This is a genomic window from Paenarthrobacter histidinolovorans, from assembly GCF_014647595.1.
Lineage (GTDB): Bacteria > Actinomycetota > Actinomycetes > Actinomycetales > Micrococcaceae > Arthrobacter > Arthrobacter histidinolovorans.
The window spans coordinates 299,790-322,057 of record NZ_BMPM01000001.1 but is presented as its reverse complement, the minus strand read 5'-3'; the positions used below and the strand labels follow the sequence as shown (position 1 = coordinate 322,057).

Below are 22,268 nucleotides of genomic sequence, written 5' to 3'. Positions count from 1 at the left end.
CAACGACGGCGGCCGTCCCCAAGGTGGGACGGCCGCCGTCGTGCATTAATTCCTTGCGCTTCAGGCGCTGAGGGCAACCACCAGAACCGGAGCGCTGGTGGGAGCCTTCGACCCACCGGCCGGTTCAACCGTGATGGCAACGGACGAGGCCGAGGACAAGCCCTTCACCACTGCTGGTTTCGAGAGCGTCTGGGCATCCATGGTTCCCTGGGGAACCGGCGCGGAGCCATCCTTGGGCAGCGTCCACAGCTGGTAGACCTTGCCATCAGGGGCAGGGGCCACCCCGTCCATCAGGACCACGAACGAATCCTTGGCCGATGACGCGGAAATCGTGGCTGTACCGCCGCCGGGAACGGGGGCCGACTGCTTCTGAACATCCTGGGCCTGCAGTACCTGGTTGACGGGATCGTTCTGCGCAGAAACATAGGCGCCCACGCCGATTCCGCCGAGACCGATCACTGCCGCTGCCGCCACCCCAACGAGCCAGCGGCGTGCGCCGCTTGTCCGCTGCCGCTCTTCGCGTTTCGCCCTTGCCGCCGCGAGGTCGTCGACGGCGGGAGCCGCCACGGTCGGTACTGCCGGTTCCGCGGACGGCGGGGCTGCTGCCTCCTGGGTGATCCGTTCCATGATGTTGCCGAAGAGGCTTGCGGGGGGCTCGTCCTCGGCAATGAAGCTCACTGCCAGGGTTTCGCGCGCCTCGCGGACCCGCTCAAGGAACTCGGGTCCTTCGGGCGCGTCCTTGACATAGTCATCGATCATGGCCCGTTCGTCGTCGCTGACGGCGTCCAGGGCGTAGATCTCAGCCAGTTCGAGCACGCGGCCCTCAGCGAGATCTGTTGCGATGTCGTTGGCAAACATTCTGCGGATAAAGCCTCCACCGGTGTTTTCGCTCATATCAGCCCACCCCCAGGCAGGTCTTCAAACGCAGCAGTCCATCCCGGATGCGCGATTTAATGGTTGGTACGGCCGCGCCGAGATGTTCAGCCACTTCGCGGTAGGTCAGGCCGCCGTAGTAGGCGAGACGGACGGACTCGCGTTGGGTGTCTGTCAGGGTACCGAGACAGCGGCTCACGGCTTCGGCCTCGAGATTGCTGTCTGCCTCTTCGGCAACAAGGTCCCGGTCCAGGTCCTGGCTCGCGGCACCGTAGCGGGCCTCGCGGTCCGTGGCCGCCTGTACTGCCCGGACGCGGTCGATGGCCCGGCGATGGGCGATGGTCATGAGCCAGGCAAGAGGCGTTCCCGCGGCGCGGTCGAAGTTGGCCGCACCCTGCCACACCTGGATGAAGACCTCCTGGGTGGCGTCCTCACTGAGGTCCGGGTCTATGAGTACGCGCCTGGCCATGCCGAAAACACGCCGCGAGGTCAGTGCATAGAACTCGGCGAACGCCTGCTGGTCTCTTGCTGCCACGAGCTCAAGCAAGCCGGTCAACTGGGTGTTGAGGTCAGTGGCAGTGCCGGTAGCTTGGTAGACCGGGGGGCCGGGGTTGTTGGGGATGTCCATTACTGTCCAGCATATGTTGTCGCGTCTGAATCCGGCAGCACTGCGGGGTCGCGTTGCGGGCGCGGCGATGTGGCCGTGCTGTGCTAAAGCCCTGGTCTGCAACGCGCTCACGGAGGCTCCCTCACTGAATGTCCCTTGCAGGATTGTCCCTGCGTAAGGTATTCGGTGCAGTGGCCTCCGTGGATGGGCTACACCTTGGCGCCGGCAAAACCGTTCTGCCGCCAGGCCTCAAAGACGGCGATCGAGGCAGCGTTGGCAAGGTTGAGCGAACGCAGGGATGGCCTCATGGGCAGCCGGACCCGCGCAGTGACATGCGGGTCGCGCTTGAGCCACTCCGGCAGGCCCACGGATTCGGGTCCGAACATCAGGACATCGCCCGGGCGGTAGTCGATGTCCGTGTACGACGTCTCGCCGTCGGAGGTGTAGGCAAAGACCCGCTCGGGCTGCAGTGCTTCCCAGGCTGCTTCGATGTCTTTGTGGACCGTGACGACAGCGAGGTCGTGGTAGTCAAGGCCGGCCCGGCGAAGCTTGGCATCGGAAAAATCGAAACCAAGGGGCTCCACCAGGTGAAGCTCGGCGCCCGTAATGGCGGCGAGGCGGATGGCGTTGCCGGTATTGCCCGGAATTTCTGGAGTGTGGAAGAGGATGCGGAACACCGTCCCATCTTAGTCAGGCGCGCGTTGGACACCTGGCACAATGCGGAGCCACGCCATACCCCGAAGCTAGTGCATACCCCGAAGCAGCCTGGCCAGCACGGGAACCACAACGGTGTTGGGAGCGGGCCCCGAACCCAGGAATTGCTTCAGTCCCCGGACAAGACCAGCGCCATTGACAATCTCGACGGCGCTGCCCTGGCCCTTGTCGTAGTGATCAATGACGGGCTCGTGCAGGTTGCCGTCCGGGCTGTGCAGTACTACCCAGCCGGTGACGTTCAATTCGGGGAAGATGTCCTGCATGTGGCGGACGATGTGGGCCAGCTGCGGGGGAGCGACGGAACGGCCCCCGTGGCGCAGTGAATGACCGTCCCAGGCGTACGCGCCCTTGGGCAGCAGCATGGAACCAACCAAGGCCAGCCTGTAGCCGGAGAGGACCGCGTGGTCGATGTGGTTGTTGTCCGACGGCGAGCGCAGGCCGTTGATCAGCCGGGCGGCCGGGATGGCGGGAAGGACCTGCCGGCTGATGAGCTGCACCGTGCGCATTTCCCGTTGGATCCGGGCCTCGGCGCCGAAGATTCCGCGCTTGCGGGGAAGCCCGTGGACTTGTTGGGCCGCTTCAGCTGCCGTAACAAGGGGGACTTCGTTGGGGTCGTCGAAGGCGGGAACGTAGACCGGTGGATCGCCGGCGGTGTTGCGTTGCGTCGGGGGCCGCTTGACGTTGGTGGTTGCCGACGGGCCTGGCGCCGGCGTGCCCGAGTAGTCTCCTGGCCGGGCCTGGGCGCGTCCGGAGGTACCGCTGGCGTATCGGCGATCGTATTCGGCCCTGCGCTGTGGGTCGATGAGTGTCTCGTACGCCAGGGTTACGCGCCGGAACGTCTCTGCCTCTCCACCGTGGTCGGGGTGGGCTTTCCGGGCAGCCTTGCGGTAGGCCACTTTGATCTCTTTGTCCGTCGCGGTGACGGCTACACGGAGAACCTGATAATGCGAACTGCTGCCCTCGGCCAAGCACGGGCCCTTCTCTAGGATGACGGCCGCTCCATCGGGGCGGTACTGGCAAGTTTATCCAGCCACTATGTGAACGTCGGCACCGGGGCGCGTGGTTCCCCGGCTGGCATAATTCGGGCTGTGACTCCTCCGGAACGTTCCCGATCCTCCGCGGCGCAGGGAAGCATTGTGCTGGCCGTAAACCCGGCGGCTTCTTTTGGCAGGTCCCGCGGGGCGGGGGACAAAGCCGCAGAGTACTTCCGCGCCGCCGGTTGGGACGTCGTCGTTCTCCAGGCCGACGGCTATGAGCCGTTGGTGACGCTGGTGCAACAAGTGTTGGCCTCCGATGCGGAGGTGGCAGCTCTGGTGGTGGTCGGTGGTGACGGGATGATCCACTTGGGCGTCAACGCGCTCGCGGGCCTTCAGGTACCGCTCGGGATCATTCCCAGCGGAACGGGCAACGACGTGGCCCGGCTTTTGGGTTTGCCCTTGAACAATCCCGCTGGTGCGTGCCAGCGCGTCCTGAACGCCATGGTGGCGGGCGGGCGAAGGATGGATGTCGGCAGGGTCAGGGCAGGTGGGAAGACCACCTGTTTCGCCGGCGTACTGTCGGCAGGGTTTGATGCCGCTGTGAACGAGCGCGCCAATTCCTGGCGCTGGCCGCGGGGGAAGGGCCGTTACAACCTGGCGATGCTGAGGGAGCTTGGTTCTTTCCGCCGGATTGAGTACAGGGTTTGTGTCGACGGTGTGTGCTGGGACCAGGGTGCGTTGCTCATTTCCGTGGCGAACGGGCAATCCATCGGCGGCGGCATGCGCATCACCCCCGACGCGTTGCCGGATGACGGATGGCTTGATCTTTTTGTGGTGGAGCCCTTGTCGCGGCTGAAGTTCCTCGCTATTTTTCCGAAAGTCTTTGCGGGCAAGCACACAAGCCGGTCCGAGGTGATGATCCGCCGCGTCCGGAAAGTCCGTCTGGAGGCCGAGGGAGTTGTGGCTTACGCGGATGGTGAGCGGCTTGGGGCGTTGCCTGCGGACATCGATGTCCTTCCATTGGCGCTGCATGTCCTTGCCTAGATTGCCCCGCCCGGGCGGAGAATGATTGCGGGCGGCTAGACTCGGACGCGGCAGGGCGCAGTCAGGCGGCATGGCATAGAGGCGGGAGCAACAGGTGGCGTTCAGCGTTCGACGGCGGTTGGCGGGGTCAGTTGCCTTGGGAACCGTAGGCGTCGTGCTTGCTTCCTGCAGTGTGAACGTTCCGGACCCTTCGGCACCGAAGCCGTCGCCGTCGCAATCCACTCTCGCCACTCCCACCATCACGCCCGGGCATGATGCCGAGGCTGTGGCCGCGAAGGACCTGCCGTTGACAGCGGGCGGTACTTTGGCTCCCGGTGATCCCGTGACAGTGTCCAGCAAGCTGGAGGAGGTGCCCGGCTGGTCCGTGGTGCACTCCGGCCTCCAAGGCGAGGCCCGCTTCAAGAAGTCGGACGGGTGCACGCTGGCAGCGCGTGTCAGCGTCAACCAGGGCCCTTTGGTTGTGGCCGGTGACGATGCTGCCTCCACCAAGGAACTTTTTCACTACCTTGATGCGGGAATTAACGTGGACAAGCTGAAGCCGGCCTCATTGAGGTGGGGCCAGGACACCGATAAGCCGGTTCGCAGCGTGGAGTTCCTGGCGTTGGAATCCTCCGCAGCATCGGGCGGCCAACCGGTGGTGGTGCTTGCCAGGCTGTTCAGCGCACCTGCGTCCTCGGTGTACATCTCCCTGGCCTGTCCTGACGACGCCTCCCTGGCCAAGGCACGGGCTGAGGTCGAAGCGAAGCTGGCGGTGGTTCCACCGTCGTAGCGGGACGGCGGCGGCACGTATTTCCCGCGGTTCGGGGTCTGGCAATGAGCGCCAGGACTAAAGCAACGGACCTTGTTTTTAGAGTTATCCTGTGGGCATGGGTACAACCGGTCTTCCATGGGCCCGAAGAATCGCGGCCGTAGCCACCCTTGGCGACTCACACCGCCGTCGGCTCTTTGAGTACGTCCTGCGCGCCGGGCAGCCGGTCGGCCGTGACGAGGCCGCCTCCGCCATGGACCTTCCGCGGAGCACGGCATCCTTTCACCTGGACAGGCTGGTACGTGAAGGACTCCTGAGTGTGCAGTTCAGGAAGCCCGCGCATAAAACGGGACCCGGTTCCGGGCGGCCGGCAAAGCTCTACAGTCCGGAACTTCAGGAAGTAACAGTCTCCATCCCCGAACGACACTATGACCTTGCCGGGCATCTTATGGCTGAGGCGATCTCACGGTTCACGGCCCAAGGCGTGCCCGTGGATGCTGTCCTGGGTGAGGTCGCCGCGGACCGGGGGAGGCTCTCAGGAAGGCCGGGCGACTTTCCTGGTGCCCTGCGCGAGCTCGGCTATGAGCCGTCCCCGGATGAATCCGGAGGGTACCGTCTGCGCAACTGTCCTTTCCATCGCTTGTCGCAGGACCACGAGGACGTGGTGTGCGCCATGAATGGCGCCTTCCTTAGGGGAGTGGCTTCCGCATCGGGTTTGCCGCCCGGGGCCGTAGTGCCCGATCCGGGCGATGGGCATTGCTGCGCACGCGTTACCCCCGCTGGGAACAACACTGAGCGCTGAGCTTCGGCATCGGTAGAATGGCAAGGTGCCTGTATACCTTGACCACGCCGCCACCACGCCCCTTTCGGCGGAAGCGCTGACCGTGATGACACGTGAGTTGGCGAAGACGGGAAACCCGTCCTCCCTCCACGGTGCCGGACGCAGGGCACGGCGCGCCGTAGAGGACGCCCGCGAAACCCTCGCCGCCGCGGCAGGCGCCCATCCATCGGAAGTCATCTTCACATCCGGTGGGACAGAAGCGGACAACCTCGCAGTCAAGGGCCTCTACTGGGCCCGCCGCGACGAAGACCCCCGCCGGACCCGCATCCTCTGTTCCGCCGTCGAACATCACGCGGTCATGGACACCGTCGAGTGGCTTGAGCGCCATGAAGGGGCGGACGTCACATGGCTTCCCGTGGACAGCGAAGGTGCGGTCCGGCTGGATGCTGTCCGGAAGGAGATCAGCCGGGATCCCGAATCCATTGCCCTGGTAACGGTGATGTGGGCCAACAACGAGGTTGGCACCATCCAGCCGGTAGCCGGGATCGTGGAGCTCGCCTCGCCGCATGGCATTCCCGTCCACTCGGATGCTGTGCAGGCCTTCGGATCAGTCCCGGTCGATTTCAGGGCCTCGGGTTTGTCTGCCATGTCCGTGTCGGGACATAAGCTGGGCGGTCCCGTGGGTGTTGGTGCGCTGTTCCTTGGCAGGTCCGTGAAGCTGACTCCCGTCCAGCACGGGGGAGGCCAGGAACGGGACGTCCGCTCCGGCACATTGGATACCCCCGCCGTCGCCGCTTTCGCCGCGGCAGCAGAAGCGGTCACCGCGAAGCTGCCGGAGGAGCGGGAACGGCTGGCGGCGTTGCGCGACCACCTCATCCGGGGAGTCCTCGAAGCGGTTCCCGACGCGGTGCTCCGAGGCGCCGCGGGTGAAGGCCGGCTTCCCGGCAATGCCCACTTCACCTTCCCCGGTTGTGAAGGCGACTCACTGCTTTTTCTGCTGGACCTCGCTGGTGTTGAGTCCTCAACGGGTTCGGCGTGCACCGCCGGTGTGCCGCGGCCCTCGCATGTCCTGCTGGCGATGGGACTCGATGAGGATACTGCCCGTGGCGCCCAGCGCTTCACCCTGGGACACACATCCACCGAAGCTGATGTCGAGGCCCTCCTGAAGGCACTTCCGGAAGCTTGCGCCAGGGCGCGGCAAGCAGGCATGGCCGGTCATGAGTCCTCCATCCAGACTGCGGCTACCGTTGCCCGGCGGGGTGTGGCCTAAGCCACCACGATTGCAGGCCTATCCAGGCAGCAGTTCTTCGAGGGATACGTCCGGGTCGGTGAGCTGGCGGACATCCACTGCCACCCGTTGGGAGATCAGCGCCTTGATGGGTTTCTGGACACGCCGCTGGTTGACGCTCATGCCGGCAACCACCCTCTCCTGACTCAGCCAGAAGGCGATGAAGCTGCCGTCCTCCATTGAGCCACGGATCACCGGTTCCATGCCCGCGGCCAGCGACGGGTAGCCGGAGTACTCCATGCCCACGGTGAACTGGTCAGTATAGAAGTACGGCACCGCATCCAGTACTGCGTCCTGCCCCATCATGGACTTTGCGGCGACTTTGCCGCCATTGAGCGCGTTGGCCCAGTGCTCGCTGCGCTGATGCCCGCCGGTGAAGGGGTGGAACGCGTTGGCTGCGTCCCCTGCCGCCAGGACATCCGGGGCGCTGGTGTTCAAACCGGCATCAACCAGGATTCCATTGCGCAGGGCCAGCCCGGCGGTCTCCGCCAGCGCCGTGTCCGGAGCGACGCCCACTGCGATGATGACGACGTCGGCGGGTAACGTTTCGCCGGAATCGGTCAGGACCGCTGTTGCCCGCCCACTCCGTCCTTCGATGGAGGCCGCGCTCGCAGGGAGACGGAAGCTGACACCCTGGTCTTCGTGCAGCTGACGGAAGAACGTGCCCAGCTCGGGTCCAATGGCCGCGCTCAGCGGGATGTCCTCGAGGCCGAGCAGGGTCACCTCGTTTCCGTAAGTGCACGCAGCGGCCGCCAGTTCCATACCGATCCATCCGGATCCGACCATGACTACCTTGCGTCCCCCGCCTGCCAGGCCAGCTCTGAGCTGCAGGCTGTCCTCGAAGGTCCGGAAGGTCATGACGCCGTCAAGATCGGCTCCGGGGAGCGGGATTCTGCGGGGCCGCGCTCCTGTGGCGATCAGCAGTTTGCTGTACGGCAGCCTCCGGCCGTCGGCCAGTGCAACCGTGTGGCCGCCGGGATCCAGTCGCGTGGCCGGAGTGCCAAGGAGGAGTTCGACGTCGTTCTCGTGGTACCAATCGGCCGGCACCACCTCCACGGATGCTTCATCTGCCTTCCCCAGGAGAAACTCCTTGGAAAGGGGAGGCCGGATGTAAGGGGTCCGCGCCTCGGCCGCCAGAAGGGTGACTGCGCCGGCGTAGCCCTCGGTCCTCAGGGTTCTGGCGGCGGTGGCGCCTGCCAGTCCGCCACCGGCTATGACTATCGCTTCTTCTGCCATGTCAGCTCGATTCTAAAACCAGTAATCTTGACTTTAGAAGCCCACGGTGGGTCCGTCAAGAGGATTTACCTCTGACGTGGTATCGCCCATAGAATGGATGGGCGTCCACGGCTCTCACGAGCCGAGAGGCCGCCACATCCCTTGATCCAGAAAGCCAGCATGCGAGTACTTGCAGCAATGAGCGGCGGAGTGGACTCCGCCGTGGCCGCCGCCCGAGCCGTTGAGGCCGGGCACGACGTCGTGGGGGTCCACCTCGCGTTGTCCCGCATGCCGGGGACCCTGCGCACCGGCAGCCGGGGCTGCTGCACCATTGAGGACTCCCGTGATGCCTGGCGGGCCTGCGATGTCCTGGGGATTCCTTACTACGTGTGGGACTTCTCCGAGCGGTTCAAGGAAGACGTCGTCCAGGACTTCATCGACGAATACGCCGCCGGCCGGACGCCCAACCCGTGCATGCGCTGCAACGAGCGCATCAAGTTCGCGGCATTGCTGGAGAAGGCGATCGCCCTTGGTTTCGATGCTGTTTGCACCGGTCACTACGCCAAGGTGATCGAAGACGCCGACGGCAACCGCGAACTCCACCGCGCCGCCGACTGGGCAAAGGACCAGAGCTACGTCCTTGGCGTCCTGACCCATGAGCAGCTCAAGCACTCCATGTTTCCGCTGGCGGACACGCCATCCAAGGCCGAGGTTCGTGCCGAAGCTGAGCGGCGCGGCCTGTCCGTGGCCAACAAGCCGGACAGCCACGACATCTGCTTCATTTCCGACGGCGACACCCGTGGCTGGTTGGCTGAAAAGATCGAGATGACAACCGGTGACATCGTTGATGAAACCGGCGCCAAGGTGGGCGAACACCCGGGTGCCAACGCCTTCACTGTCGGACAGCGGCGCGGACTGAAGCTGGGCACTCCCGCCGCTGACGGCAAGCCGAGGTTCGTCCTGGAGATCCGCCCCAAGGAAAACAAGGTAGTTGTAGGCCCCGAAGCCCTGCTGGCGATCGACGAGATCCGCGGCATCAAGGTTTCCTGGGCCGGCCTGCCCATCCCTGAGGTTGCCACTGGCGTTGCATTCGAATGCCACGCCCAGGTCCGTGCCCACGGAGATCCCGTCCCCGCAGTAGCGCGGGTGGAAGCCGTTGAGGATGAGTCCGGTGTGGAACGGGCAGAGCTTGTGGTTACCTTGACCGATCCCCTGCGTGGTGTGGCCCCCGGCCAGACCGTGGTTCTCTACCAGGGCAGCAGAGTCCTGGGACAGGCAACCATCGACGCCGCCCGCTCCCTTCAGCGGGTAGCCCTCCAGTAGCCATTGCCTCCGGAATGCCCCGCCACCATACTGGGCTAAGCAGCGTTTCCGCTGCGGTGTTTGGGGTCCGCATTCGGGACGGCGATGACTGTGGCATTTCCAAAGAAGAGCCCGGGGGACATCAAAGCCGGGCAGATGGTTTCCTTGACCATCCTTGCTGAGGGGCCGATAGCCCCCGCCGGGGGGCCGCCACTGACGGCACAGGTACGCATACCGGTTGAACGGTTGCGGAGAGGTCCCACCGGCCACCGTTACGCCATCCATATCCGGAAGTGGCGGGGGACCACTGTCTCCCCGGTCAGCCTGACGCAGCCGGGAGATCCGTGGCGGTTGATTTCCGAACCACCGCCGGCCGGCCTGCGCGAGCTCCTGGATGACACCCGCTTTCTTGCCCAGCACGTCTACGGTGTCGCCATGAGCACGCTGGAAATCTTCGAATCCACCCTGGGCAGGCGCATGCCGTGGAATCCCGAAGGGCGTGTGGTGCTCAAAGCCCGCGACCTGGTGACCGCCACGGACACCGGTTACGAGCGGGGAACCAACATCATTCGTTTCGGTTCCGTGGACCGGATGGGATACAAGGTCCCTACTGCCCTGTACCGCGACATAGTTGCCCACGAAGTGACGCATGCGATCCTTGACGGGTTCAGGCCAGCGTGGGCGGACCAGATGGCCACCATGGAACAACTGGCCATGCACGAGGCGCTGGCCGACATCGTGGCCATCCTCTCCGTGTTCTCCTCCAAGGAGGTTGTGTACCGGCAGCTCGAAGCCGCAGCAGGTGGTTTCGAAGCGGGGCAGCAGGTTGACGACGAAGTCCTGATGCGTTCCCTTTTTGACTTCGCGCGGGATCTCTTTGCCCGTGGGCCGCTGCGCGAGCCGTTCGTCGGGGCCGCGCCCGAGGGGTGGCAACGGCTCCCCGAACCCCATGCGCGCGGTGCTGTTGTGGTGGGTGCGGTGCTTAGGGCAGTCCAGCGGTTGTGGGCCGAGAGGAACGCCCGCTATGGCGGGTTCCACAGCCTCCAGCAGAAGGCCGAATCCGGTTCGATTGTTGCGACCAGGATCCTTCGCATGGTGATCCGGGGCCTGTCCTACATGCCACCGGTGGATGTTTCCTGGCGCGACCTCCTGCGCGGAATCATTGCCGCAGACCTGGACATGGTTCCTGACGACGCCCATGGATACCGGGAAGCGCTGCAGGCCGAGTTTTCCGCGATCGGCCTCCGCCGGGTCTCGCTGAACAACATCAGCGGAGTGGAGAACTACAGCGGACTCCGTTACCCGATCCGCCTTTCGGCGCTGGGATCAGATCCCCAGGAAGTGCAGCGCTTCGTGTGGGAGAACCCGCGGCTCCTGGAAGCGGCCCGCCTCGAGCGGCGTACCCCCTTGAGCTCCACCCGGGTCCGGACTTCCGAGCGCGTTTCGCCCGATGGCTTCATCATTTCCGAGATCGGAGCCTCCTTCATCCAGACGGTCAGGATGAGCCGGAAGGAAGCCTATGTGCGCCTTGGCGTGAAGACCGGGCGGGACTTCATCGACGTTCGCGGAGGAGGACTGTTGAGGTTCGACGCCGGTGGCCGCCTGGTATACGCCGCACTCAAGCCTGTCATGGACAGGGAGCGGCAGGGCCAGCTGTTCGGTTCCGACCAGCATCACGAAGCCGAACAGGCGGCCTCATCCGGGGTACGGAACAAATTCCACGGAACCGGAGACTAGCACCGCAAACGAAACCACGCGGGCCCGCTGCCCGCCAGCCTGGGAACGGCGTTCAGGCTCCCCAGGCTGCCTTGCGTGCAGTCCTTGAGGCCTCAAGCTGCGCCACCTGGTCGAAGCCGCCGGCCTTCAATCCCTTGCTTACTTCCTTGAGGAGGTCAGCCCGCCCCAAGCTTCCGTCGCTGCGCAGGCATTTGACCAGGTTGTACGTGAACGCGCCGTTGTACCGGCCTTCCATCAGGGCATCCGCGGCGGTTTGGTCGGATCTGCAGGCCGCCATGAGGACCGGTGTGGACAGCTTGGCGGTCTTGACGATGTCGCGCAGGGTCCGGGTCTCCAGGTCCTCGTTCGCCATGACGGCCCGGGGCGTTGGCCCCGGCAGGAAGCGCGGCCGCCGGCCGGGAATCAGGTCCAGTGACTTCAGTCCGGTACCACTGTGGCAGGTATCAAGCAGCACATCCATGAGGACGCCATCAGGAAGGCGGCCGAACACGGCAGCCAGTTCGTCGTCTGAAATGACCGTGCCGGGATCCCAGGAGTCACCGGAATCGTTGATGTCATGGCAGGCAAAAGCTTCATCGAGGCTGTCGTCTTCGTCGCCGCCTGTGTCGGGAATCTGTGTGCCATGGCTGGAGAAGGTGAACACGATCTGCTGGACCGTGCCCTCTGCCGCTGCGTCCACCAGCTTGTTGACTTCGGCCAGGACCATCTTCTTGGTTGCTTTGTCATCCCTCAGGACTGTGATCTGTGACGCGGGAAATCCATAGCTTTCCTCGAGCAGTCCGGCCAGATCCTCGGCGTCGTTGACGCAGCCGTGAAGCCAGCTGGACTCCGGAAGGTACTTGAATTTGTTGATCCCCACACAAAGGGCTGCCTTGTCCATGAGCCTGACTTTCGACGTGTGATCCAGCGGTTGAGCACCCGGGATAAACCATATTCCCGTCCCACCCGTCCGGCAATGCTCCCGTGGTGCCCGGGCGAAGCTACTGGAAAGTAAATTTTGTGTCTCAAATCACCAAAACGGGGGTTCGCAGGCTTCGAAGTCTGGTTGAATCGAGGCACTAAGAGTGTGCTCCGTCACAAATATCCCACGGCGGAGCATCGAATCCATCGAACAGAAGGTTCACCAGATGGCACTGAACAAGAAGGCCCTGCATGGCGCTATCGCGCTGGCGGGCATCTCCGCATTCGCCTTGACGGCATGCACGGGCCCCTCCGGCGGCGGCTCCTCGTCTGCTCCGGCGGCCGCGGGCCCCATCGCCTACGGCACCACAGACAAAGTCACATCACTGGACCCTGCGGGTTCCTATGACAACGGTTCATTCATGGTGATGAACCAGGTCTACTCCTTCCTCCTGAACTCCAAGCCCGGCGGGGCGGAACCCGTACCGGACCTGGCAGAATCCTCGTCCTTCACGGCCCCTTCCGAGTACACAGTCAAGCTCAAGTCCGGGCTCAAATGGGCCAACGGCCACACGTTGGATTCCAAGGACGTGAAGTTCTCCTTCGACCGCCAGGTGGCCATCAATGATCCTGCCGGTCCGGCATCGTTGTTGACGAACATCGAGAGCGTCAGCGCACCCGATGCCACCACCGTGGTGTTCAAGCTCAAGAACGCCAACGATCAGACTTTCAGCCAGATACTCAGCAGCCCTGCCGCTCCGATCGTCGATGACGAGGTCTTCCCGGCAGACAAGATCCTCTCCGACGACGAGATCATCAAGGCGAACGCGTTCTACGGCCAGTACACCATTGACAGCTACAAGAAGAACGAACTTGTCAGCTTCAAGGCCTTTGCCGACTACAAGGGCGTCCTTGGGAAGCCGGCCAACGATGCAGCCACCATCAAGTACTACGCCAGCCCCACCAACCTGAAGCTGGAAATCCAGCAGGGCGCCATCGACGTCGCCTTCCGCAGTTTGAGCGCTACGGACATCGACGATCTCCGCAAGGATTCCAAGGTCAAGGTACTGACGGGTCCGGGTGGCGAGATCCGCTACATCACCTTCAACTTTGACACCATGCCGTTTGGAACCAAGGCAACCGGAGCGGACCCGGCCAAGGCATTGGCAGTCCGCCAGGCCGTGGCCAACCTCGTGGACCGCCAGGCGATCGCCGACCAGGTCTACAAGGGCACCTACCTGCCCCTCTACTCCAATGTCCCCAGCGGATTCCTCGGAGCCAATGAGTCCTTCAAGGATGCTTACGGCGACGCCGGCAAGCCCAGCCTGGACAAAGCCAAGAAGGTGCTCACTGATGCAGGAATCACTGACAAGGTGGCCCTGAACCTGCAGTACAACCCGGACCACTATGGCGGATCATCCGGTGACGAGTACGCCATGATCAAAGAGCAGCTGGAGAAGTCCGGCCTGTTCACGGTGAATCTCCAGTCCACCGAATGGGTCACCTACAGCAAGGCCAGCCGTGCCGACGAGTACCCGCTGTTCCAGTTTGGCTGGTTCCCGGACTTCAGCGACGCCGACAACTACCTCACCCCGTTCTTCCCCGAAGGCGGATTCCTGAAGAACCACTACAACAACCCCACGGTGAACGACCTCATCGGCAAGCAGCTCACCGAAGCCGACAAGACCAAGCGTGAAGCGGACATCAAGGACGTCCAGAACGCGCTGGCCAAGGACATCTCCACCCTGCCGCTGCTGCAAGGCGCCCAGGTGGCTGTTGTTGGAAGCGGTGTGAACGGCGTCGACAAGACGCTGGATCCTTCCTTCAAGTTCCGTCTCGGAACCGTGTCCAAGTAACAACACTCTGTGATGGGGGAGGCGGGCCACTGATCCAGTGTCCCGCCTCCCTTGCTGACCACCATCGTGGCCGGCGCGTATCAGCCAATCCCGCGCAATCCACGGGCAGGAAATACAGGTAACAATGACAACAGTTATAGAAGTACCCGAGGCTGAGCCCGGGGTAGTTGCTCCCAGGAGCAAGTCCAAAGGCGGGGGTGGGCTCGGCAGGTACATCGTGATCCGGTTCTTCCTGATCATCCCTACCGTCTTCATTCTGGTGACCCTCGTGTTCTTCCTGATGAGGGTCATCGGCGACCCCATCACGGCAGCGCAAGGTGGCCGGCTTCCTCCCGATGTCCTGGCCCAGCGGATCCACGACGCCGGTTACGACCGGCCGGTCCTGGTGCAGTACTTCGAGTACCTGGGCCAGCTCATCACCGGCAACTTCGGCACCACCATCACGGACCGGCGGCCGGTTGTGGAGGTACTCACCACTTTTGGCGCAGCAACGCTCGAGCTTTCCATCAACGCGCTGATCGTAGCGCTCGCCGTCGGTATCCCGTTCGGCCTCATCGCCGCCCAGCACCGGGACAAGACCCCGGATGCCTTCCTGAGGTTTTTTGCAATCCTCTGCTACGCAACGCCCGTGTTCTTCTCGGGGCTGCTGCTTAAGCTGACCTTCTCGGTCTGGCTCGGTTGGCTCCCGGTAGCTGGACGTGCGTCAACGCGGACTGAACTGACCATGAGCAGCCTCGCGGCGCCGTCGGGCATTTATTGGCTTGATGCCATCCGCAGCGGCAACTTCACGGCACTGGGCGACGTCGTTTCCCACGCTGTCCTTCCCGCCATTGCCCTTGGCTTGCTCACTGCCGGTGTCTTCCTGCGGCTGGTCCGAACCAACGTGATCGGGACCCTGGGCAAGGACTACATCGAGGCAGGACGTTCAAGGGGCGTCAGCGAGTTCCGGCTCGTGACCAAGCACGCCTACAAGCCAGCCCTCATCCCCATCATCACCGTGATGGGGCTACAGATCGCGCTCATGCTCGGTGGTGCAATCCTGACGGAGACCACCTTCGAATGGAAGGGTCTGGGATACCAACTGGTCCAGTACCTCAACGCCCGTGACTTCGTCGCGGTACAGGGCATTGTGGTCCTGCTGGCCATCATCGTGGCCGTTACCAACTTCATCGTGGACATCATTGCCGCGCTCATCGACCCCCGAGTGAGGTACTGACCATGAGCACCCCCACACTCACCCCGCCAAGGCAGCCGCTGTTCTCCCGGCTCCCTGTCATCTCACACCTCAAGAAGAGCGTCGGGCTACAACGCGGCATGCTCGTTGTTGGCGTCGTCCTCAGCGGGCTGTTCATCCTCACAAGCATTTTTGCGCCCCTGCTGGCGCCCTATGGCTACTCCCAACTCAGTGACGCTTCGGGTTCCTTCCCCACCCAGCAGGCCCCCGGAGGCAAGCACCTGCTGGGGACCACAGTTGGCGGCTACGACGTCCTGTCCCGCGTTGTCTGGGGATCGCAGACGGCTGTAACGGTCATCATTGTTTCCGTTGCCATGTCACTCTTCCTCGGCGTCGCCCTTGGCCTGCTCAGCGGGTACTTCGGCGGGTGGCTGGACCGGATACTGGTAGTGGTGGCCGACGCCATCTATGCCTTCCCCACCTTGCTCCTGGCAATCGTCATTTCAATCGTCATCAGCCGCGGCCAGTCCAGCTTCTGGGGCGGTATCTTCTCATGCGCGTTCTCCATTACTGTGGTGTTCGTTCCGCAGTACTTCCGGGTGATCCGTGCCGAAACCATCAGGCTCAAGGCAGAGCCGTTCGTGGAGTCGGCCAAGGTTCTTGGCGCCTCCAGCATGCGCATCATCGGTCGCCACATTTTCAAGAATGCCACCCGAACCCTGCCGCTCATGTTCACCCTCAACGCCTCTGAAGCGATCCTCACGTTGGCGGGTCTGGGCTTCCTGGGATTCGGCATTGAGCCCACCTCCGCGGCGGAATGGGGATTCGACCTCAACAAGGCACTGGCAGACACCTCCTCCGGTATCTGGTGGACCGGTGTCTTCCCCGGCATCGCGATTGTGCTCACGGTCCTGGGCCTCACGCTCGTGGGCGAGAGCATCAACGACCTCAACGACCCCCGTATCCGGGGACGCAAACGAGCGGGGGGCGGCGCAGGAACTCCGGCATCACCAGGAACGCCGTCCGCACCGGCAGAGGCAGGTAAGCCATGACCACCAATCTCGGACAAGTTTCGGACCAGGCGCCCACAGGGCAGCCGGTCCTGACCATTGACCATCTCCAAGTCACCTTCGCCACCGACGGCGGAGACGTACACGCCGTCAAGGATGTCAGCCTTGAGGTAAACCCCGGCGAAGTCGTCGCGATCGTGGGGGAGTCCGGCTCCGGAAAAACAGTCACAGCCAAGACCATTCTTGGCCTGCTTCCGGAAACAGCCATCAGTTCGGGCGCAGTGCTGATCAACGGAAACAACGTGATCAGCGTCAGCAAGTCCGCGCTGCGCAAGATCCGCGGCCGCGACGTGGCGATGGTCTTCCAGGAACCCTCCACTGCTTTGAACCCGGTCTTCACCGTTGGCTGGCAGATTGCCGAGGGCATCCGGGCACATGCATCCGACGGCGGGCGCATCTCCGCCAAGGAAGCGAAACTAAGAGCCACCGAGGCCCTGCGCAAAGTAGGAATCCCCGATCCCGAGACACGGGTCAACTACTACCCCCACCAGTTCTCCGGCGGACAGAAACAACGCGTGGTCATTGCCGCCGCGCTTGCCTTGGATCCGGGCCTGATCGTGGCCGACGAACCCACCACGGCCCTTGACGTCACGGTACAAGCCGAGATCCTCCAACTGCTCCGGGACCTGCGGGACAACTACGGGACGTCGATCGTGCTCATCACCCACAACATGGGCGTCGTGGCAGACCTCGCAGACCGGGTGGTGGTCATGTACCAGGGCGACGTCGTGGAAGAGGCCCCCTCCAAGGTGCTCTTCGCTGAGCCCCGCCAGGAGTACACCCGGAAGCTCCTCGCCGCCGTGCCCCACCTGGGCCGCGACTCGGCCTCCGAAGGGGCACGCAGCAGGCTCCACCAGGACGGAAAAGTCCTGGTGGAGGCAAAGAACCTCACCATTGAATACCCTGGCCGTTTCGGCAGGCACGGGTTCAAAGCAGTGGACAATGTCAGTTTCACCGTCTCCGAGAACGAGGTTTTTGGCCTGGTAGGGGAGTCAGGTTCAGGCAAATCCACCATTGGACGGGCCATCGCGGGCTTGAACCGGACAACGGGCGGAAGCCTGAAGGTGCTGGGCTACGAAATGCTGGACTTCAAGGAGCGGACTTTCCGGCCGCTGCGCAAAGAGATCGGTTTTGTGTTCCAGGATCCTGCAGCGTCGTTCAACCCGCACCTCACCATCGGTGAGTGCGTCGCTGAGCCGCTGATGATCCACACCAAGCCGGGTGCGGCTGAGGCGCGTAAGAAGGTCGGCGAGTTGCTCGAGTCAGTCCAGCTGCCGGCGTCGTACGCGCAGCGGTACCCGCACGAACTCTCCGGCGGGCAACGCCAGCGCGCTTCCCTGGCACGATCCCTGGCGCTGAACCCGCGGCTCCTTATCGCCGACGAACCGACGTCCGCGCTGGATGTGTCGGTGCAGGCCAAGGTATTGGACCTGTTCAAGGACATCCAGGAACAGTTCGGATTTGCGGCGCTCTTCATCAGCCACGACCTCGCGGTGGTGGACATGTTGTCCCACTGGGTAGGCGTCCTCTACAAGGGGCAGCTGGTGGAGCAGGGGATCGGAAACCACGTGATGGGCTCACCGCAGCATGAGTACACCAAGCGGTTGATCGCCTCCTTGCCGGTGCCGGACCCCGAAGAACAAGCACGACGGCGGGAAGCGCACCGGGCGCTGCTGGGCGGCTAGCTCCCACAGCCGAACGCCGCAAAAGGCGCGTCCTGCCGTGCAGGGCGCGCCTTTTGCGGTCTGTTGCTGGGTAACTACTCGGAGACGATCGAAATGTTGAACATTTTCCCTTGGGGCTGCTGCATGAAAATCCGCAGCCACAGGGGCAACCACATTTCCATTCCCCGTGCTGCGTCCAGTCCGCCCAGGTCCCGGATGTGCCCGGGTTCCCACGCAAATTCCTGCAGCAAAGCCGAAACCGTGGACTTGGCGTCGGCGTCGTTGCCGGCCATGAAAATGTCATGGGGAGCGGGAAGGCGCCCAGGGTCCACCATCACCGGCGCGCTGACCGTATTGAGAGACTTCACAACACGGGCCTTTGGGTAGCTCCGTTGGATGGTCTCGGCGATGCTGTCCGTGTTGCAAACCGTCAGCGAGGGGGGAAAGCCCTTGGAGCCGTCCAGCGGATTGGAGACATCCAAAAGGACTTTCCCGTTGAGGTTGTCCGCACCGGCTTCGGCAAGGACGGCCAGGCTGACCGTTCCCGGCGTGGCATTGATGACCAGGGTGGCCCGTGAGCACGCTTCCGCGAAGGAACCCGCATGCCCAAGGGGCCCAGCCTGCTCTGCCCACTGAACGCCTTTGGGGTTGCCTGATTCCCGGGAGCCCATAGTGACTTCATGGCCGAGTGCCACCAGCTTGCCAGCCAATGCATGGCCCACCATCCCCGTGCCCAGAACCGCGATTTCCATGAGAGCTCCTTTGTCGAAACTGCAGTGATGGTGCCATTGTGCTCCGCTTCATGCGCGGAAAACACTGCGTCCCACACCATAGACTTGGATGCATGACCGAGCAGAACAATGCCCTTTCCCATGACGACGATTCCTTCAACCCGGCTGCGAGCTCCCTGGCCGGCCACGTTGACCGCTCCGTCATGGAGGAGCTGTTGTCCATCCGGTCCAGCATCGACAACATCGACGCAACCTTGGTGTTCCTGCTCGCGGAGCGGTTCAAGGCAACCCAGAAGGTGGGGGTCCTGAAGGCAACCCACAAGCTGCCGGCCGGGGACCCGGGTCGTGAAGCTGCGCAGATAGCCCGGCTTCGCCGCCTCGCCGAGGACGCCCACCTCGATCCTGCCTTCGCCGAAAAATTCCTGAACTTCATCATCAGCGAAGTAATCCGCCACCACGAGGCCATCGCCGAGGATCACCAGATTTCCAGCCGGCAGGCCTGATCCATGTCCTTGGCGAGTGACGTGCGCGCAAGCGCGACTGCCTTGGGGCCGTGGCCGGGCAACGATCCCGCCGAGGCCATCCGGATCATCCGCGGGGAGCTGGGTGATCCGCATCTTCCTTTCCTGCCGGAACTGCCGGCACGCGGAGTGGGTTCCGATGCAGTCGGCCGCACCGGATCACTGCTCGTTGACCTGGACATCGATGTCCAGCCGCATGGATGGCGTTTGGTGGACAGGCCTGGCAAGGATGAACGGCGCGCGAGCTCGGCCCTGGCAACGGACATCAATATTCTGGCCGATGTGGCCGGTGCCGAGGACGTGTCAGCGACTGAATTCAAGCTCCAGTTGATGGGGCCGTTGAGCCTGGCCGCCAGCCTTCACCTGCATAACGGCGAACGCGCGCTGCTGGACTACGGAGCCAGGAGGGACATTGCGGAGTCTCTGGCCGCCGGCGTGGCGGAACACCTCCGCAAAGTCTCAGCGGCCGTACCCGGCGCCCGCCTGGTGGTCCAGGTGGACGAGCCGGATATCGCTTCCGTCATGGCCGGAACCATCCCGACGGCGAGTGGTTACCGGACGCTGCGATCCATCGACGGCGAGGAAGTCACCGGGGCCTGGCGGTTGGTGATCGACGCGCTCAAGGCCGCGGGCGTCGTCGAGACAGTCATTTCGGTACCGGAAATCGAGGCACCCATCGATCGGATCCTGGCTGCTGGTGCCGACGGCGTGGCAGTGCCGTTGAAGGCGCTGACAACACGCCAATGGGAGCAGCTGGCCGGTGCTGTGGAAAGCGGGAAGCGGGTATGGGCCGGTGCGTTGTGGACCGGCGACCCCCGGGCCCAACTGCCCAGGACAGCCGAGGTTGTGGAGAGCATCTGGAAGCCTTGGCGCCAGCTCGGCCTGGAGGCGTCCGGTCTTGCCGGTCTCCGGGTCACACCTTCCGCGGGGCTCGAGGACTTTACACCTTCGGCGGCAAAGGATGTGCTGACGAAGTTGACGAAGGTTGCCGATGGCCTGGACCAACTGGCCCAGGGCTAGAGACGCTGTTCCCAACGGTCCGGTTCGGCATAACGGGGAAGAGCCGTCCCCGGCACGGTACCGGGCAGGTACGGCGCAAGCCGATAGTCGAAACGACCCGCGTACACCAGCACCAGCCCGATCTGCGGCTGGATGACTTTTACTTGGATGCGGTGCTTGCCCTCGGTCCGGTCCCACCATTGTTCTGCGTAGGCTTTGGCATCCAGTGCCGCGGGAAGCGGGATACGGAGGGGCCCAAGGAACAAGCGGCTCGCCCGGGAAATACCGCGAAGGCGGCCTTCATCGGTGACCGCGACGTCCAGATCCGTAGCCAGGCGCCGATAGCGGCCAATATGGTCCACCAGTCGCGCCCGGTCGTTTGCTTGCCGCCCCGGGGACAGGACAGCGCTCGTGGTGTCGTGGAACAGCCGGGTGCCGCTGGGGAAGTAGATCTCGCGTCGCGCCGTCAGCGCCGGACGGCCGAACGGATCAACGTGTGCATGGTTCTCGATGCGGAAAGGAATGCGCTCACCGTACTCCGGGAAGAACGCTTCCTCGCTCCCTGTGAGGGCGAGCAGCGGCCGCAGCCATCGTTGCCGGCAACCGACAACGTCAAAAACGCCCTCCCCGATTCCATACGATCCGGAGCCGGCCGCCAGTGAAAAGTACTCCTGCACTTCAGGAGCCAACCTGGTGAAGTCTTCACCGAGGGCAAGCTGGTAAATTGGCGCGTTCATGGCTGTCCTTCCTGGATCTGGAAACTAGAGACGACCGGCTGCTTTGAGCCTGATGTAGGTGTCAGCGAGCAAGGGCGGAACATCCAGCGGTTCTGCGTCCACCACTTCGGCTCCGAGCTGACGCAATTGGGCAGTGACTGCTGCGCGCTCAAGAAGCGCGCGTTCGGCCGCGGCCGCCCGGAACACCTGGCTGGCTGTGGTCCGTTCGGCCTTCATGGTCGCCAGCAGTGGATCGCGAACCGAGGCAACAATTACCACGTGCTGGCGGGACAGTTGGGCGACGGTGGGGAGCAGTCCCTCTTCGGGGGCGCCGCCGTCGAGCGCCGTCAACAGCACCACCAGCGAACGGTGCGCAGAAACGGCCCGTACTTGTCCCGGGATCTGCTGCCAGTCAAGTTCGATCAGTTCGGCTTCCAGCGGCGCCATGGCCTGGACAAGCTGCCCGAGCAGGTTTCCCTTGGAAGCCGACTCGACCCTGGCCCGGAGCCTCCGGTCATAAGCAAGGAAGTCCACGCGGTCCCCACCTCGTTCGGCCAGCACCGCGAGCAGCAGCGCCGCCTCGATCCCCGTATCGAGCCTCGGCTCGTCTTCTATCCTGGCGGCCGCCGTGCGGGACGTGTCAAGCACGACGACGACACGACGGTCGCGTTCGGGGCGCCAGGTCCTGACCACCACGGACGTGCGACGGGCCGTGGCGCGCCAGTCGATGGACCGGACGTCATCGCCCCGGACATAGTCCCGCAGCGAGTCGAACTCGGTTCCGGCACCGCGGATCTGCACCGCGGCCTTGCCGTCCAGTTCCCGGAGCTTCCGGAGCTTTGAGGGAAGATGGCGTTTCGAGTGGAAAGGAGGCAACACCCTTAGCTGCCCGACGAGTGGCCGGGTGCGTTGTCTGGCTGCCATGCCCAGTGGCCCCAAGGAGCGGATGGTTACGTGCGGGCTTTCCAGGTCGCCGCGTCTCCGGGGTACCAACGTAACCGTCATCCGACGACGTTCGCCGGCCGGCACTGCCAAGTGCTGAACAGGATCAATGGCCCCGGCGGACGGTTGCCAGGCATCCCGGAGGACGGCGTTCAGTTTCCGTCCGGTGGTGTTGGTCACCGACACCACCGACTCCGCGTTGCCTGCCAACGTGACATTCCCGGGTTGCCGTCGCTCAAGGACGAGCTTTGCCGGAGAGACCGCCAACAGCAGGTCGAGAACCAGCGCCAGCACCAGGAAAACGCATACCAACAGGGCCGTCAGCCATGACGGAAACAGCACCAACGGCACCAAACCCGCCAGGGCCAACACGACGAAGCGACCGGTGATGGCCATTCAGGCCCCCACG

The 22,268-nt window shown here is 63.8% G+C and carries 21 protein-coding genes; 12 read left to right on the top strand and 9 right to left on the bottom strand.

Translation table 11 applies throughout. From position 1 onward, the window contains the following. Positions 1-60 precede the first annotated feature (60 nt). The 4 genes from IEY62_RS01450 to IEY62_RS01435 all read right to left on the bottom strand — a co-directional run bounded on the left by IEY62_RS01450 (position 61) and on the right by IEY62_RS01435 (position 3,162). Positions 61-894, bottom strand: a complete 834-nt coding sequence (locus IEY62_RS01450; protein WP_189013301.1) for an anti-sigma factor — start codon at positions 892-894, stop codon at positions 61-63. Position 895: 1 nt separating this feature from the next. Further along, positions 896-1,612 carry an ECF RNA polymerase sigma factor SigK gene (gene sigK, locus IEY62_RS01445; protein WP_404594014.1) on the bottom strand — a complete coding sequence of 239 codons (717 nt, stop codon included), beginning with the start codon at positions 1,610-1,612 and terminating at the stop codon, positions 896-898. Between the two features lie 77 nt (positions 1,613-1,689). Next, positions 1,690-2,157, bottom strand: a complete 468-nt coding sequence (locus IEY62_RS01440; RefSeq protein ID WP_039242162.1) for a tRNA (cytidine(34)-2'-O)-methyltransferase — start codon at positions 2,155-2,157, stop codon at positions 1,690-1,692. 66 nt (positions 2,158-2,223) lie between these two features. Continuing rightward, entirely contained in the window at positions 2,224-3,162 is a 939-nt protein-coding gene (locus tag IEY62_RS01435) for a J domain-containing protein (protein ID WP_189013297.1), read from the bottom strand. A 120-nt stretch (positions 3,163-3,282) separates the two neighbouring features. Here IEY62_RS01435 and IEY62_RS01430 point away from each other — a divergent pair, with 120 nt between their 5' ends. From IEY62_RS01430 to IEY62_RS01415, 4 genes are all read left to right on the top strand, one after another. Next, the gene (locus tag IEY62_RS01430) at positions 3,283-4,215 is read left to right on the top strand and encodes a diacylglycerol/lipid kinase family protein (protein WP_189013295.1); all 933 of its coding nucleotides are present in this window, start codon (positions 3,283-3,285) and stop codon (positions 4,213-4,215) included. A 94-nt stretch (positions 4,216-4,309) separates the two neighbouring features. Further along, the gene (locus IEY62_RS01425; RefSeq protein ID WP_189013285.1) at positions 4,310-4,984 is read left to right on the top strand and encodes a hypothetical protein; all 675 of its coding nucleotides are present in this window, start codon (positions 4,310-4,312) and stop codon (positions 4,982-4,984) included. 97 nt (positions 4,985-5,081) lie between these two features. Beyond that, positions 5,082-5,765, top strand: a complete 684-nt coding sequence (locus tag IEY62_RS01420) for a helix-turn-helix transcriptional regulator (protein WP_189013283.1) — start codon at positions 5,082-5,084, stop codon at positions 5,763-5,765. A 25-nt stretch (positions 5,766-5,790) separates the two neighbouring features. Continuing rightward, the gene (locus IEY62_RS01415) at positions 5,791-7,014 is read left to right on the top strand and encodes a cysteine desulfurase family protein (protein WP_189013281.1); all 1,224 of its coding nucleotides are present in this window, start codon (positions 5,791-5,793) and stop codon (positions 7,012-7,014) included. Between the two features lie 18 nt (positions 7,015-7,032). Here the strand turns inward: IEY62_RS01415 and IEY62_RS01410 are convergent, their stop codons facing one another. Then, positions 7,033-8,268: an NAD(P)/FAD-dependent oxidoreductase gene (locus IEY62_RS01410; RefSeq protein WP_189013279.1), complete on the bottom strand. Its 1,236-nt coding sequence runs from the start codon at positions 8,266-8,268 to the stop codon at positions 7,033-7,035. 177 nt (positions 8,269-8,445) lie between these two features. On the opposite strand from IEY62_RS01410, the gene mnmA reads away from it, so the two are divergent. After that, positions 8,446-9,570 carry a tRNA 2-thiouridine(34) synthase MnmA gene (gene mnmA, locus IEY62_RS01405; RefSeq protein ID WP_229785072.1) on the top strand — a complete coding sequence of 375 codons (1,125 nt, stop codon included), beginning with the start codon at positions 8,446-8,448 and terminating at the stop codon, positions 9,568-9,570. A gap of 90 nt (positions 9,571-9,660) precedes the next feature. After that, positions 9,661-11,286: a gluzincin family metallopeptidase gene (locus IEY62_RS01400; protein WP_189013275.1), complete on the top strand. Its 1,626-nt coding sequence runs from the start codon at positions 9,661-9,663 to the stop codon at positions 11,284-11,286. A gap of 52 nt (positions 11,287-11,338) precedes the next feature. Here the strand turns inward: IEY62_RS01400 and IEY62_RS01395 are convergent, their stop codons facing one another. After that, the gene (locus IEY62_RS01395; protein WP_189013273.1) at positions 11,339-12,166 is read right to left on the bottom strand and encodes a caspase family protein; all 828 of its coding nucleotides are present in this window, start codon (positions 12,164-12,166) and stop codon (positions 11,339-11,341) included. A 247-nt stretch (positions 12,167-12,413) separates the two neighbouring features. Here IEY62_RS01395 and IEY62_RS01390 point away from each other — a divergent pair, with 247 nt between their 5' ends. The 4 genes from IEY62_RS01390 (at position 12,414) to IEY62_RS01375 (ending at position 17,971) form a co-directional block, all read left to right on the top strand. After that, positions 12,414-14,042, top strand: a complete 1,629-nt coding sequence (locus IEY62_RS01390; RefSeq protein WP_189013271.1) for an ABC transporter substrate-binding protein — start codon at positions 12,414-12,416, stop codon at positions 14,040-14,042. 124 nt (positions 14,043-14,166) lie between these two features. Further along, positions 14,167-15,258: an ABC transporter permease gene (locus IEY62_RS01385; RefSeq protein WP_189013269.1), complete on the top strand. Its 1,092-nt coding sequence runs from the start codon at positions 14,167-14,169 to the stop codon at positions 15,256-15,258. A gap of 2 nt (positions 15,259-15,260) precedes the next feature. After that, positions 15,261-16,268: an ABC transporter permease gene (locus tag IEY62_RS01380; protein ID WP_189013267.1), complete on the top strand. Its 1,008-nt coding sequence runs from the start codon at positions 15,261-15,263 to the stop codon at positions 16,266-16,268. Next, the gene (locus IEY62_RS01375; protein ID WP_189013264.1) at positions 16,265-17,971 is read left to right on the top strand and encodes an ABC transporter ATP-binding protein; all 1,707 of its coding nucleotides are present in this window, start codon (positions 16,265-16,267) and stop codon (positions 17,969-17,971) included. The genes IEY62_RS01380 and IEY62_RS01375 overlap by 4 nt, the downstream gene beginning before the upstream one ends. 74 nt (positions 17,972-18,045) lie before the next feature. On the opposite strand, the gene IEY62_RS01370 is transcribed toward IEY62_RS01375, so the two are convergent. Further along, complete coding sequence (locus IEY62_RS01370; protein ID WP_189013262.1) at positions 18,046-18,702, bottom strand: NADPH-dependent F420 reductase; 657 nt, start codon at positions 18,700-18,702, stop codon at positions 18,046-18,048. Between the two features lie 92 nt (positions 18,703-18,794). Between IEY62_RS01370 and IEY62_RS01365 the strand changes: the two genes are divergently transcribed. Together IEY62_RS01365 and IEY62_RS01360 are read left to right on the top strand one after the other, a co-directional pair. Beyond that, entirely contained in the window at positions 18,795-19,184 is a 390-nt protein-coding gene (locus IEY62_RS01365; protein ID WP_189013260.1) for a chorismate mutase, read from the top strand. A 3-nt stretch (positions 19,185-19,187) separates the two neighbouring features. Continuing rightward, the gene (locus tag IEY62_RS01360; protein ID WP_189013258.1) at positions 19,188-20,222 is read left to right on the top strand and encodes a uroporphyrinogen decarboxylase/cobalamine-independent methonine synthase family protein; all 1,035 of its coding nucleotides are present in this window, start codon (positions 19,188-19,190) and stop codon (positions 20,220-20,222) included. On the opposite strand, the gene IEY62_RS01355 is transcribed toward IEY62_RS01360, so the two are convergent. Next, complete coding sequence (locus tag IEY62_RS01355) at positions 20,219-20,938, bottom strand: DUF4166 domain-containing protein (protein WP_189013256.1); 720 nt, start codon at positions 20,936-20,938, stop codon at positions 20,219-20,221. The genes IEY62_RS01360 and IEY62_RS01355 overlap by 4 nt on opposite strands. Positions 20,939-20,962: 24 nt before the next feature. Then, positions 20,963-22,255, bottom strand: a complete 1,293-nt coding sequence (locus IEY62_RS01350; protein ID WP_189013254.1) for a DUF58 domain-containing protein — start codon at positions 22,253-22,255, stop codon at positions 20,963-20,965. Between the last annotated feature and the right edge of the window lie 13 nt (positions 22,256-22,268).